The 13307-nt window shown below is 71.8% G+C and carries 14 protein-coding genes; 6 read left to right on the top strand and 8 right to left on the bottom strand.

The features are described 5' to 3' along the window. Positions 1-14 precede the first annotated feature (14 nt). The 3 genes from aceB (at position 15) to D466_RS0113435 (ending at position 3798) form a co-directional block, all read left to right on the top strand. Positions 15-1601 (top strand): malate synthase A, encoded by a 1587-nt coding sequence (gene aceB, locus D466_RS0113445; RefSeq protein ID WP_018914234.1) that lies wholly within the window; start codon positions 15-17, stop codon positions 1599-1601. A 188-nt stretch (positions 1602-1789) separates the two neighbouring features. Next, a complete protein-coding gene (locus D466_RS0113440) occupies positions 1790-2665 on the top strand; it encodes a DMT family transporter (RefSeq protein WP_018914233.1) in 876 nt (291 codons plus the stop codon). 158 nt (positions 2666-2823) lie between these two features. After that, on the top strand, positions 2824-3798 hold the full coding sequence (locus D466_RS0113435) for an aldo/keto reductase (RefSeq protein ID WP_156004306.1): 975 nt from the start codon (positions 2824-2826) through the stop codon (positions 3796-3798). 25 nt (positions 3799-3823) lie between these two features. Here D466_RS0113435 and D466_RS0113430 read toward each other — a convergent pair whose 3' ends face one another. Beyond that, positions 3824-4153, bottom strand: a complete 330-nt coding sequence (locus D466_RS0113430; RefSeq protein ID WP_026285249.1) for a cupin domain-containing protein — start codon at positions 4151-4153, stop codon at positions 3824-3826. Between the two features lie 157 nt (positions 4154-4310). Further along, positions 4311-5438, bottom strand: coding sequence for an alpha/beta fold hydrolase (locus D466_RS0113425; RefSeq protein WP_018914230.1), 1128 nt, complete (start codon positions 5436-5438; stop codon positions 4311-4313). 235 nt (positions 5439-5673) lie between these two features. Here D466_RS0113425 and D466_RS0113420 point away from each other — a divergent pair, with 235 nt between their 5' ends. Beyond that, a complete protein-coding gene (locus tag D466_RS0113420) occupies positions 5674-6255 on the top strand; it encodes a TetR/AcrR family transcriptional regulator (protein ID WP_018914229.1) in 582 nt (193 codons plus the stop codon). A 382-nt stretch (positions 6256-6637) separates the two neighbouring features. Here the strand turns inward: D466_RS0113420 and lipA are convergent, their stop codons facing one another. The 5 genes from lipA to D466_RS21785 all read right to left on the bottom strand — a co-directional run bounded on the left by lipA (position 6638) and on the right by D466_RS21785 (position 11080). Beyond that, positions 6638-7588, bottom strand: a complete 951-nt coding sequence (gene lipA, locus D466_RS0113415; RefSeq protein ID WP_018914228.1) for a lipoyl synthase — start codon at positions 7586-7588, stop codon at positions 6638-6640. Then, positions 7585-8310, bottom strand: coding sequence for a lipoyl(octanoyl) transferase LipB (lipB, locus tag D466_RS21790; RefSeq protein ID WP_051083758.1), 726 nt, complete (start codon positions 8308-8310; stop codon positions 7585-7587). Before lipB ends, lipA begins: the two co-directional genes overlap by 4 nt. Positions 8311-8586: 276 nt before the next feature. Further along, positions 8587-9114, bottom strand: a complete 528-nt coding sequence (locus tag D466_RS0113405; protein WP_018914226.1) for a peroxiredoxin — start codon at positions 9112-9114, stop codon at positions 8587-8589. Between the two features lie 137 nt (positions 9115-9251). Next, positions 9252-9782: an SWIB/MDM2 domain-containing protein gene (locus D466_RS24810; RefSeq protein WP_231385727.1), complete on the bottom strand. Its 531-nt coding sequence runs from the start codon at positions 9780-9782 to the stop codon at positions 9252-9254. Then, positions 9779-11080, bottom strand: a complete 1302-nt coding sequence (locus D466_RS21785) for a PLP-dependent aminotransferase family protein (protein WP_081629955.1) — start codon at positions 11078-11080, stop codon at positions 9779-9781. The genes D466_RS24810 and D466_RS21785 overlap by 4 nt, the downstream gene beginning before the upstream one ends. A 158-nt stretch (positions 11081-11238) precedes the next feature. Here D466_RS21785 and D466_RS21780 point away from each other — a divergent pair, with 158 nt between their 5' ends. Together D466_RS21780 and D466_RS0113385 are read left to right on the top strand one after the other, a co-directional pair. Next, complete coding sequence (locus D466_RS21780) at positions 11239-12741, top strand: PLP-dependent aminotransferase family protein (RefSeq protein ID WP_018914223.1); 1503 nt, start codon at positions 11239-11241, stop codon at positions 12739-12741. 56 nt (positions 12742-12797) lie between these two features. Further along, a complete protein-coding gene (locus D466_RS0113385) occupies positions 12798-12980 on the top strand; it encodes a DUF3149 domain-containing protein (protein WP_018914222.1) in 183 nt (60 codons plus the stop codon). A gap of 4 nt (positions 12981-12984) precedes the next feature. Here the strand turns inward: D466_RS0113385 and D466_RS21775 are convergent, their stop codons facing one another. Then, positions 12985-13260: a hypothetical protein gene (locus D466_RS21775; protein ID WP_018914221.1), complete on the bottom strand. Its 276-nt coding sequence runs from the start codon at positions 13258-13260 to the stop codon at positions 12985-12987. Positions 13261-13307: the final 47 nt, after the last annotated feature.

The raw sequence follows: 13307 nt of genomic DNA, 5'->3' as shown, positions 1-13307 counted from the left end.
CCCTGGAGATTCGCATGCAGCACCCTCAACTGCCGGCGGGCGTGACCATCACGGCGCCGCACAACCCTGAATTCGATTCCGTGCTCAGCGCCGAGGCGCTGGGCTTCGTCGCCAAGCTGCACCGCCAGTTCGAGGCGCGGCGCCAGCAACTGCTGGCCGCCCGTGTCGAGCGCGCCAAGCGCCTGGACGCCGGCGAGCGCCCCGACTTCCCGGCCGAGACCCGCTCGGTGCGCGAAGGCGACTGGCGCATCGCCCCGGTGCCGCCGGCGCTGCACACGCGGCGCGTGGAGATCACCGGCCCGGTCGACCGCAAGATGATCATCAACGCGTTCAACTCGGGGGCCGACAGCTACATGGCCGACTTCGAGGACGCCAACACCCCGAACTGGGACAACCAGATCCGCGGCCAGTTCAACCTGTCGCAGGCGGTGCGCCGCGAGATCTCGCTGGAGCAGAACGGCAAGACCTACCGCCTGGCCGACAAGATCGCCGTGCTGCAGGTGCGCCCGCGCGGCTGGCACCTGGACGAGAAGCACGTGCTGATCGACGGCCAGCGCGTCAGCGGCGGCCTGTTCGACTTCGGCCTGTTCCTGTTCCACAACGCTCGCGAGCAGCTGGCGCGCGGCGCGGGCCCCTACTTCTACCTCCCCAAGCTGGAGAGCCACCAGGAAGCGCGCCTGTGGAACGACGTGTTCGTGGCCGCGCAGGATGAGCTGGGCCTGCCGCGCGGCACCATCAAGGCCACCGTGCTGGTCGAGACCATCACCGCGGCCTTCGAGATGGACGAGATCCTGTACGAACTGCGCGAGCACAGCGCCGGGCTGAACGCCGGGCGCTGGGACTACATCTTCAGCGCCATCAAGAAGTTCAAGAGCAACCGCGACTTCTGCCTGGCCGACCGCGCGCTGATCACGATGACGGCGCCGTTCATGCGGGCCTACGCGCTGCTGCTGCTCAAGACCTGCCACCACCGCGGCGCGCCCGCCATCGGCGGCATGAGCGCGCTGATCCCGATCAAGAACGATCCGGAGAAGAACGCCAAGGCCATGGAAGGCATCCGCGCCGACAAGCGTCGCGACGCCACCGACGGCTACGACGGCGGCTGGGTGGCGCACCCCGGGCTGGTGGGGCCGGCGATGGAGGAGTTCGTCGCCGTGCTGGGCGACAAGCCGAACCAGTTCTCCAAGACCCGCGACGACGTGAAGGTCAGCGCGGCCGACCTGCTGGACTTCCGCCCGGAATCGCCGATCACCGAGGCCGGGCTGCGCAACAACGTCAACGTGGGCATCCATTACCTGGGTGCCTGGCTGGCCGGCAGCGGCGCGGTGCCCATCCACAACCTGATGGAAGACGCCGCCACGGCCGAAATCTCGCGCAGCCAGGTGTGGCAGTGGATCCACAGCCCCAAGGGCGTGCTCGACGACGGCCGCAAGGTCAGCGCCGACATGGTGCGCGCGCTGATCCCGGAGGAACTGGCGAAGGTCAAGGCCACCGGCGCCGAAGGCCACTTCGACAAGGCCGCGCGGATTTTCGAGCAGATGGCCACGGCCCAGGACTTCGTGGAATTCCTGACCCTGCCGCTGTACGAGGAACTCGGCTGAAGCCGACCGCGAGCGCTCAGGCAGCCGCCCTCCGGGGCGGCTTTTTTTGCGCCTTCGCCCGGGGGGGGGAGCGGCCCCGACGCGCGCGCCACGCGAGCAGGCGCAGGTCCGTTTCCGGCCAGACCGGCGCGCGGGCGGCGGCTACATTGCGGCTACGCGCTTCCCGCGCTCGCTGAAGGCCCGCAACCATGCCGCTGTTCGAACTCCTGCTGCTCGCCGCCATCTGGGGCGGCTCCTTCCTGTTCCTGCGCCTGTGCGCGCCGGTGCTGGGCGCGCTGCCGCTGATCGCGCTGCGCGTGAGCATCGCCGCGCTGGTGCTGCTGCCGGTGCTGCGCAACGCCAGCCGGCGCGCGCAGTTGCGGCGCCACTGGCGGGCGCTGGCCGTGGTGGGCCTGAGCAACTCGGCCCTGCCCTTCTCGCTGTTCGCGGCGGGGGCCCGGCATCTGGGCGCGGGCTATGAATCCATCCTCAACGCCACCACGCCGCTGTGGGCCGCACTGGTCGGCGCGCTGGCCTTCGGAGCCGCCGTCACCCGCACCCAGGGGGTCGGCCTCGTGGTGGGCCTGGGGGGCGTGGTGCTGCTGGTCGCCGGCCAGGCCGACACCGGGCCCGCGGGCTCGCTGGCGGCGGCCGGCCTGGTGCTGCTGGCCCCGATGTCCTACGGCTTCGCCGTGCACTACGCGCGCCGGCACCTGGCCCAGGTGGATCCCCTGCTCACGGCATTCGCCAGCCAGGGCTTCGCCGCGCTGATGCTGGCGCTTCCGGGCGCGGCGCTGTGGCCGAGCGCCCCGGTACCGCCGGTCGTCTGGGCCTACGTGCTGGCACTGGCCGTGCTGTGCACCGCCGTCGCCTACGTCCTGTACTTCCGCCTGCTGGCGAGGGTGGGCGCGGCCTATGCGGCCTCGGTCACCTTCCTCATCCCGGTATTCGGCATGCTGTGGGGGCGCCTGTTCCTGCACGAAGCGATCACGGCCCCGATGCTGCTGGGCTGCGCCGTCATCCTGGCGGGCACCGCGCTGGCCGCAGGCCAGTGGCGACGCCTGCTGCCGCAGCGCGCGAGCTGAAGCCGGCCGCGCCTCGGCGGCCGCTTCGAGCCATGACGGGAAGGAATCGCGCAGATGCACAAGAATGTCGGTTTCAGACCGATCAGGGACCCGACATGAACCAGGCACAAGACCGCGACGGCGGCGCGCTGCCGCTGCGCCGGCTGGGCAGCACCGACATGCACATCACCCGCGTGGGCTTCGGCTCCTGGGCCGCGGGCGGCCCGGACTGGGCCGTGGGCTGGGGCGCGCAGGACGACCGCGACTCCATCGCCGCGATCCGTCACGCCGTGGAGCGCGGCGTCAACTGGATCGACACCGCGGCCGTGTACGGGCTGGGACATTCTGAGGAGGTCGTACGCCAGGCTCTGGCCGGCCTACCCGCCGAGCACAGGCCCTACGTGTTCACCAAATGCGGCCTGCGCTGGGACCCCCAGGATCGCAAGGCCCCGGCGCGCGCCGTCGGCGCGGCCGCGAGCATACGCGCCGAGGTGGAGGAATCCCTGCGCCGCCTGGGCGTGGAGCGTATCGACCTGTACCAGATGCACTGGCCCGCCAAGGACGGCGCGCCGCTGGAGGAGTACTGGCAGGCCCTGCTCGATCTCAAGCGCGCGGGCAAGGTGCGCGCGGTCGGCCTGTCCAACCACGACGCCGCGCAGCTCGAGGCGGCCGAGCGCCTGGGCCACGTGGACACGCTGCAGCCGCCGTTTTCGGCGATCCGCCGCGACGTGGCCCTGAAGGAGCTGCCCTTGTGCGCCGCGCACCAGACCGGCGTGATCGTCTACAGCCCCATGCAGGCCGGCCTGCTCAGCGGACGTTTCAGCGCCGAGCGCGCGGCCGCGCTGCCCGCCGACGACTGGCGCTCGCGCAGCCCGGAGTTCACGGGCGAGCGCCTGCAGCGCAACCTGAGGCTGGCCGCCTTGCTGCAAGCGCTGGCCGAGCGCCATCGCAGCACCGTGGCCGCGGTGGCGATCGCGTGGACCCTCGCATGGCCCGGCGTGACCGGCGCCATCGTCGGCGCGCGCACGCCGCAGCAGGTCGACGGCTGGCTGGACGCGGCGACCCTGGAACTGGACGCCGCCGACCTGGCCGCGATCGCCTCGGCGATCGAGCAAAGCGGGGCCGGCTCGGGGCCGACGCGCGCGCAGCCGTAGTCCACAGGCTCGCGCCGCGGCGGCTTCAACGCGGCAATGCGATGGTCAGCAGCGCCGAGGCATCCTCGGTGGCGACCAGTCCGTGCAGGCAGCCGCCCTGCAGGTACATCAGCTGGCCCGCGAGCATCGGCTGCTCGGCACCGTCGACCGTGACCTTCAGCGCGCCCTCCAGACAGTGGATGGTGATGTCCCCCGCGACCTTGTGCGGCGCCATCTGCTCGCCCGTGCGCAGCACCAGCCGCACGACCTCCAGGTCGCGGGCCTTGAACAGCGCCTTGCTGCGCTCGGCCTGCACGCCCTGCCCGAGCGGTCTCACGTCGACGGCTTCGCCGGAACGTGCGTGATCGATGGCCATGATCATTTCCTTTCCTGGGACGCGCGCGGTCGCGCGAGACCGCCTCGAGGCAGCCGTGTCGCGAACGGCACGGTGCCGAGACGATGCCGTGGCTCCCACTGTAGCGCGGGCGGCGCGACGCCCCCGGCGCTACCGGACCGGGCCCGCGCGTGCAGCCTCACGGGCGCAGCGAAGCCCTGCCCGCCTGCCTGGCGAAGGCGAGCAGGAGCCTGGCCAGTTCAGCCGGGCGCTCCTGCTGGATCCAGTGGCCGGCGCCCTCGATCATCTCCGTGCCCGCCATGGCCGGCGCGGCCTGGGTCCTCATGCGCTCCAAGGCGCCCGGCGCCGCGTGGGTGCCCCAGTCGCGGCTTGCGCCGATGAACAGGGAGGGCACGTCGAGGGTCTTGCCCGAGAACAGGCGCAATTCGGCGTTGAGTTCGGGGTCGGCCAGCACGCGGTAGGCCTGCAACGCGCCCTGAAAGCCGGTGCGGGCGAATTCCTCCGCATACACGCCGAGTTCCGCCTCGGTGAGCCATGGGCAGTCCCGGATCCGGTCGGCGCAAGGCAGGAGGGGCGCGACGGTCTCGGGCATGGTCCTGCCGAGTTCCATCAGGTAATAGGCGGGCATTCGCGCGAATTCCGAGGCGGTCGGCGCCTTCAGGGGATGCGGCTGATTTCCCGGCCAGTCTCCGCTCTTGACGTGGAAGAAGGCCCGCAGGAAGGCATGCAGGCCTTGCGGGGGATGCCACATGTCCTCGTTCGCCGATCGGCTGCCCAGATACTGTTGATAGTGCACCCTCGGCGGATCCAGCGCCGCCAGCGCGGCCGCCAATTCCCGCTGCGCGTCCCTGGGTGATCCTGACGGCACCTCGCCTTGCGCGATGTCGAAGGCGAAGGCCGGCGGCCCGGGGAAGGGCGCGCTCATCAGCACCACCGAGGCGAAGACGTCGGGCCGGGCCAGCGCGCAATAGGCCGCCACCGGCGAGCCCAGGTCGTGCCCGACCAGCAAGGCCGTGCGCCGGTAGCCCAGGGCGCAAACCAGCCCGATCGCGTCGCGCGCAAGGTTCAGGAAGCCGAAGGGCGCCAGCGCAGTGTCGTAGGCGTTCACCCAGCCGGTGGTGCGGCCGTAGCCGCGCAGGTCGGGCGCCACCACGTGGTAGCCGGCCTCGGCCAGGATGGGCATCAGGCGGCGCCAGCCGTAGGCCAGATCCGGAAAACCGTGCAGGAGCAGCGCGAGCGGACGGTCGCGGCCCTCGTAGCCAGCCTCGAGCACATGGACGTCGAGGCCGTTGACTCCCTCAAGCATGCGCGAGCGGACACCCGGCGCAAGGGTTCCTGCGCCATAGGACGAAGTGGACAAGGCGGTTCCTTTCGGGGGATTGCGCGGGGTCGTCCCGGCGCGGGCGCGCCCGGAGTGGCACACCGGCGAACGACTATGGTGATTGCCATAGTATGTCGATCACCATAGCTCTGTCAAAGCCCGTCGCCGCGTCCCGTCCAGCCTCGTGGGGGCCGCCGAGCCGGCGTGCTACGTTCCTGCCATGACACGCAAGTCCGACGCCCGCGCCCGCGCCATCGCCGCCGCCGTGAAGCTGTTCCGCATCCAGGGCTACGCGGCGACCGGGTTGACCCAGATCCTTGAACAAAGCGGAGCCCCGAAGGGATCGTTCTACTTTCACTTTCCCCGCGGCAAGGCTCAACTCGCGGAAGAAGCCATCGATGACTACGTCGCCGGCCGAATGGCCGTGTTGCGCAGTCTGTCCGCCGGCACGGCGGGCGATGCCCCCGGATTCATCCGCCGGGTCTTCGGCGCCTTCGCGCAGGAAATGGTCGACTCGGATTTCCAGTACGGATGCCTGATGCAGAACCTGGCGAACGAACTGGCCGCCCTCGACCCCGCGCTGACCGCCCGCATCGCCCGCGGCTTCGCGGACTCGACGCGGATCATGGCCGAGCATTTCGGGGCCTGCGGCTTCGCGCCGGCGCGCGCCACCGCGACCGCGGCCGCATTGGCAGCCGCCCTCGAGGGCGCTCGAACCATCGCCCGCCTGGAACGCACACCCGCGGTGTTCGAGGCCCTGGCGGAGGTCTTCTGCCAGGGCTGCGCCGGCTCCGGGGGCTGAGCCGGCGCTACCGGCGCGCGGAGCGACGCCGGCTCCCTGCTAGAGAGCGATGCCACCGTCAAATCCGATCATCCCCGGGACTGAGTAGGAGTGCGTGTTAGGCAGATAGCAAGGCCGCATCGCGGTTGGAAACAACGCGTTGCCTTGCTCTACTCCTTATCCGCCCTGCCGAACTGAGCTGCGCTGCAGTCGATGCAGAGAGTGGCGGAGGTCTCGCTAGAACGCGACGGACGATCGAGCAACACGATGTCTCGGCGCAAGCCGGCTCAGCCGCTGCTCATTGTCCCGGGACGTGCCGCGAGCCGCGAGACGACTGCAGCGTGCATGGATCGCCAGGTCCTTCCCGTTTGCGCTACGACCTCGGGCCCGTAGCGCCAGGGGCTCAGACCCCCGCTTCGCGCGCCTGGGCGTCGGCGTGGTAGCTGGAGCGCACCATCGGGCCGACCGCGGCGTGGCTGAAGCCCAGGGCCTGGGCCTCGCGTTCCAGCGCCGCGAAGCCGTCCGGGTCGACGTAGCGCAGCACCGGCAGATGGTGGTTGCTGGGGGCCAGGTACTGGCCCACGGTGAGCATGTCCACCTGGTGCTCGCGCAGGTCGCGCATGACCTGCACGATTTCCTCGTCGGTCTCGCCCAGGCCGACCATCAGGCCGCTCTTGGTGGGCACCTGCGGATGCGCCTGCTTGAACTGCTGCAGCAGCTTGAGCGAATGCGCGTAGTCGGCGCCGGGACGGGCCTGACGGTACAGGCGCGGCACGGTTTCGAGGTTGTGGTTCATCACGTCGGGGGGCGCGGCCTCGAACACTTCCAGCGCACGCTCCAGGCGCCCGCGGAAATCCGGCACCAGCACCTCGATCTGCGTGGCCGGGGAGCGCTCGCGGATGGCGCGGATGCAGCCCACGAAATGCTGGGCGCCGCCGTCGCGCAGGTCGTCGCGGTCGACGCTGGTGACCACCACGTAGCGCAGGCGCAGCCGGGCGATGGTGTCGGCCAGGCGCTGCGGCTCCTGCGCATCCAGCGGATCGGGGCGGCCGTGGCCGACGTCGCAGAAGGGGCAGCGCCGGGTGCACTTGTCCCCCATGATCATGAAGGTCGCGGTGCCGTGCCCGAAGCACTCGCCGATGTTCGGGCAACTGGCTTCCTCGCACACGGTGACCAGCGACTGTTCGCGCAGGATGCCCTTGATCTCGTTGAAGCGCGACGATGCGGGCGGCGCCTTCACGCGGATCCACTGCGGCTTTTTCAGCGCCGGCGCGTCGGAGACGATCTTGATGGGAATGCGCGCGGTCTTGGATTCGCCTTTTTGCTTCTGGCGCGGATCGATGGCTTGGCTCATGAGCTTCGGGTAGGGGGTGGGCCGCCGGCGCAGGGGCCCGCGGCTTGCGCGTGCTCCAGGTCCTCGGCGAGCATCGCCAGTTCGGTGGCGAAACACATGGCCACCGCGTCGGGCAGCGCGTGCACGCCCAGCGTGGCCAGATCGACGCTTTCCAGGCCGCGGTAGCCGCAGGGGTTGATGCCCTGGAAGGGGCGCAGGTCCATGTCGACGTTGATGGACACGCCGTGGTAGGTGCAGCCGTTGCGCACCTTCAGGCCCAGCGCCGAGACCTTGGCGCCGGCACGCGCATGGGGGGCGCCGACGTACACGCCCGGTGCGCTGGGGCGGCGCAGGCCGACCACGCCGTGGCGGGCCAGCGTACGGATCACCGCCTCTTCCAGGCGCTGCACGGTCTCGCGCACCATCCAGCGGCGACGCCGCAGGTCGAACAGGCAATAGATCACCGCCTGGCCGGGGCCGTGGTAGCTGACCTGGCCGCCGCGATCGGTGGGCACCACGGGGATGGCGCCCGGGTCGAGCACGTGGGAGGGGTCGGCGGCCTGTCCGAGGGTGTACACGGGCAGGTGCTCGAGCAGCCAGATCTCGTCCGGCGTGTCGGGGCCGCGCGCATCGGTGAAGGCGCGCATCGCGCGCCACGTGGGCAGGTAGGACTGCAGGCCCAGGCTGCGCAGCAGGAAGCCGCCGGGGAGGGTCTGCGCCGGCCGGGCCAGCGCGCGCCGCATCGCCTGCTCGTCCGCGTGGGCGACACCGGCTGCGGCATCCCGCGCGAACAGCGCGGTGGACGATGCGCGCCCGGGACCCGGTGCGTCGGAAAGGCTTGCCTTGCCGTCGACCATGGGGGAGCCCGGATGGAAAGAGGCGACCATACCTTCCATCCTAGCGCGAGAATTCGGGTTTCCCCGGATTTCTGGCATGGGTCATGCGGTCTCTGTGCGGATCGGGCACGCGGCGGGGATTCACGATCGCGGCTCGGTGGTGCTCGCCGCGCAATCGCGCCTTCAGGCCTGTCGCTGCAACAACTGCCCGATCATCGCGTGCAGTTCGTCCATGTTCGGCGGGCCGACATATTGCTTGACGATGCGCCCGGAACGGTCGATGAGGAAACTGGTCGGGGTCAGGCGTACGTCGCCGAAGGCCTTGGCGACGTCGCCGGAGCGGTCCATCGCCACCGGGAAGGGCAACTTGCCCACCGGGCCGGAACGGGTGAAGTTCTCCACGTACTGCGGGTTGTCGTAGTACATCGACACCGCGACCAGGTCGAAGCCCTTGGGCGCGAAGGCGTCGTAGGTGCGCACCATGTTGCGCATGTCGGCCACGCAGGTGGTGCAGCTGGTGGCCCAGAACTCGACCAGCACGACCTTGCCGCGCAGGTTCGCGGAACTCAGCGTGTTGCCGCCGACCAGGTGGTAGTCGACGCTGGGGGCTTTCGGATCACGCCCGAAGGCGTTCCAGGCCAGCAGCGCGGCCGCCGCGACCAGCACCACGCCGGCGATCGCGCCCCACAGACTCTTGTTCGATGCTCGCATCGCAAACCCCTTGCCTTTGCGCCCACGTGCGCGAAGGCCGCGCCCGTGAGGCCGAGAGCGGGCATTTTACGCCGCCGCGCCGCCTTGCGCGGTGCGGGGGCGGCGCGCGGCGCCGGGCCGCGCGCGAGGCGCCCGGATTACTTCAGGTGGGCGTTGATCAGCTTGGTCATCTCGAACATGGTGACCTGCGCCTTGCCGAACACCGCGCGCAGCTTGTCGTCGGCGTTGATCATGCGCTTGTTGGCCGCGTCCTGCAGCTTGGCGGCCTTGATGTGCTCCCACACCTTCTTGACCACCTCGGTGCGGGGCAGCGGGGCCGCGCCGACCACCGCGGCGAGCTGCGGGCTGGGCGTCAGCGGCTTCATGAACGCCGCGTTCGGCGTCCGGGCGGGTTTGGCGGCGGCCTTTTTCGCGGGGGCCGGTTTTGCAGCAGTTGCCATGTCTTGTACTCCGTGAGATGCCTGAGGTGGTCGCCGCCCGCCGCCCGGATCGCGGTCCGGGCGCGCGCGGCGGCCCTGCTCGGCGCCCGCCCGCGAACAACCGCCCGGACAGGCCCCGTGCGCGCATCTTATAGCCCCTCGGGCGCCAGGCAAGTGCGCAGGCCCCCGGAGTGCGGCGCGGGCGCTGCAAAACCCCGCGGCGGCGCCCGCGCCTGACGGGCGCTTCATGCGGGCCTCATGGGATGCGGGCGCACCAGGGAAAGGCGGGGCGCGTCCCGCACCGTGGCAGGCTCGCGGGGTCGCCACGCTGCGGGCGCCTGCCCGCGCAGCAGTTGCGCCAGGCGCGCCGCGCAGGGCTCGGCCGCTCGCGGCGCCAAGGCGGCGAAACTCAGGCGCAGCGCGTGGCGCGTGGGCGCGGCCCCTTGCGGATCCTCGGCGAAGCGGCATTGGCTGCATTCGCCGAAACTGGCGCATCCGCCGGCGCCGGCGTCGAAGGCCCGGCCGGGCAGCAGCGGCAGGCCTTCGCGCCCGGCCGGCGCGAGCAGTTCGGCTGCGTCCACGCCATCAGGCAGGCGCAGCCAGAGGTGGGCGCCGCCCTGCGGGCGGGTCCACGCCACGCCTTCGGGCATGTGGCGCCGCAAGGCCTCGAGCACCGCGTCGCGGCGTTCGCGGCAGCGCTCGCGCAACGCGGGCAGGTGACGCTCGACGAAACCCTCGCGCAGCATTTCCAGCAGCACCCATTGGCTCAGGCTGCCCGGCTGCAGCTCGGCGGCGCGGCGTGCCTGGGCGAGCCTGGCGATCAGGCTCGGATGCCCGGCCACCCAGCCCAGGCGCAGCCCCGGGAACACGAGGGGGGAGAAGCTGCCGACGAGCACGCCGTGCTCCACGCCGCGTGCCAGCAGGCCCGGGGCCGGCGGCGTGTCCAGCCACAGCTCGCCGTAGGTCTGGTCTTCGACCAGCCAGCAACGCGAGCCGGCCAGCAAGTCCGCCAGTTCCCGCGCGCGAGCCTCGGGCACGGCCAGCCCGGTGGGGTCGGCGAAGCGCGTCTGCAGGTAGGCCATGCGCGCGCCCGGCAAGGCATCGGCCAGCGCCTCGGGCGCGGGACCCTGCTCGTCGCAGCGCAGGCCGACCAGGCGCGCGGCATAGGGCCGAAAGGCGCGCAAGGCACCCAGGCGGGTCGGGCGCTGCACCAGCAGCGGACTGGCGGGATCGAGCAGCACCCTGCCCAGCAGGTCGAGCGCGTGGCGGGAACCGGAACTGATCAGCACCTGCGAGGGCCGCAGGCGCAGGCCCTGCCCGGCCAGATGCGCGCACACCCACTCGCGCAGGCCTTCGAGGCCCTCGGCGGGGCCGTACTGCAAGGCCTCGCGCGCCCTGCGCGCCAGCACGCGGCGCATCGCCCGGCTCACGGCCTCCACGGGGAAGGCCTCGGCCTCGCCGGGCCACGCCGGCGACTCCCGGCCCTCGCCGGCCTCGAGCAGCGCCGCGCGCTGTGCCATCGGGGGAATGGGGGGGGACTGGAACATGCGGAACCTCCGGCTGGCTGCGCCCCCGCGGACGCGCCCGGAGAACCCGGACGCACCGTGTGGTCGCAATTTGACACAGGTTCAGCCTAGATCGGACACTGCGCCCCCACCAACACAGATGCCGGCCCGTCTCAGTTTGCTGTGCGGGTCCTTCCACCATGTCACACACCTGGCAGCGCGGCGCCGCGGCGCAGGCCCTGCACCTGCAGCTTGCCCAGCGCCTGCGCGAGCAGATCCGCCTGCAGGCCATGCCCCCGGGAACCCGCCTGGCCTCGGTGCGCGCCTGCGCGCGCGAACATGGCGTGAACCCGCAGACGGTGGTGGCCGCCTACGACCTGCTGCAGGCGCAAGGCCTGGTGGAGGCACGCGCGCGCCAGGGTTTTTTCGTGCGCGCCGCGCCCGGGTGCGCCACGCACTCGGGCGGCGAGGCCGGCGCCGCACGGCAGCCGGGCGATGCGCCGGCCCGGCGCGCGCCGCCGCCGACCCGTGCGGTCGCGCTGCTGCGCGCCGTGCTGGCCCGGGGGGACGAAGCCGCGGGCGCGCGCGCCATGCCCGGCTGCGGCAGCCTGCCCGCCGACTGGCTGCAGGCCACGCCGCTGGCGCAGGCCTTGCGCCGCCTGCTGCGCGAGGACGACTCCGTGCAGGCCTTCGGCTGCACCGAGGGCGATCCGCGCCTGCGCGCGCAACTGGCGCGCCTGCTCGCCGAGCAGGACGTGCCGGCCGCGCCCTCGCACCTGTTGCTGTGCAACGGCTCGACGCAGGCGCTGGACCTGGTGGCGCGCAGCCTGCTGCGCCCGGGCGATGCCGTGATGGTCGAGCGGCCCGGCCCGCCGCTGGCCTTCGCCCAACTGGCGCGCCAGGGCCTGTGCCTGCTGCCCGTTCCTCGCGGGCCGCAGGGGCCGGACCTGCAGCAGGTGCTGCACTGGGCGCGCACCCGCCGACCGCGCCTGATGCTGGTGTCCACCCGCCTGCACAACCCCACCGGCGGCGACATCGCCACCGGCTGCGCGCACCAGTTGCTGGAACTGGCGCGCGAGCATGATTTCCTGATCGCCGAGGACGACGTCTACGCCCCGCTGTGCGAGCGCGGCCCGCCGCTGCTGTCGGCCATGGACGGACTGCGGCGCACGCTGTTGTTGGGAAGCCTGTCCCAACTGCTGGCCCCCGGCTGGCGCGTGGGCTTCGTCGCCGCGCCGGACTTCCTGGCCGAGCGCCTGCGCGAATCCAAGCTGCTCGCCGGGCTGGCCTCGCCCACGCTCACGGAACGGGCGCTGGCGCTGCTGTTCGAGCGCGGCGCGGTGCCGCGCCAGGCCGCGGCGCTGCGCGAGCGCCTGGCCCGCGCCCGCCGCCAGGCCGTGCAGGCCGCGCGCCAGCATGGCTGCCGCTTCGATTTCCCGCCGCGCGGCTTGTTCGGCTGGGTCGACACCGGCGTCGACACCGAAGGGCTCGCGCTATGCCTGCACGACCGGGGCTATCTGATCGCGCCCGGGCGCCTGTTCGACCCGGAGGCAGGCCCCAGCACGCGCATGCGCCTGAACTTCGCCCATGCGCAGGACCCCGCCTTCTGGCGCGAGTACGCAAGAGCCCTTCGCGCGTGCGCGCCGCGGCCGGCCGCGCAGCCCTTGCGCGGGGTCAACACCTCCGAGCTCCCGCTTGCCTAGGCTGCTACCGCAGTCTGCGCGATTCCCGCGCGAGCCATGACACCAGGAGAAATGCGATGCAATCGGCGTGGACCACCCTGCTCACCACCGATTACGGATGGATGACCGTGGGCGTATTCGTCTTCATGCTCGGCATGGGCGTGTTCTTCGTGCTGTTCTTCCTGCGCAGGATCCGCGACGAGGAAAGCCGCGCGCCCGGCAAGGGCGCCGACACGATGAAGCAGCACCGCCCGGGTTGAAGGCTCAGGCCGCGGAAGCGGCCTGGGCCGTCGCCTGGGCCACCCAGCGCTCGCCCATGACGGAGCCCAGGTAGTCGACCAGCAGCGGATGCTGCTGCATGGGCACGTCGGGCTCGACCTCGTAGATGGCGATGCCGTACTCGCCCTGCCGGCGTGCGTGCTCGCTGCGCGCCAGGCGTTGCACGGACTCCAGGCTTCCCACCGCGACCACGTAGCTGTGGCGCTCGGGTTCGCCATGCTCGAAGGCCTGGGCCAAGTAGAGGTCTCGCACCGCGTTCATGTCGATCTCCAGGGTCGTGGCACGGCGCCAGGCCGCGGGCCGAAGCC

Source organism: Thiomonas sp. FB-6 (genome assembly GCF_000377645.1).
Taxonomy (GTDB): Bacteria; Pseudomonadota; Gammaproteobacteria; order Burkholderiales; family Burkholderiaceae_C; genus Thiomonas_A.
Note: the sequence above shows the minus strand (reverse complement) of the source record. Positions and strands in the feature narration are given on the sequence as shown.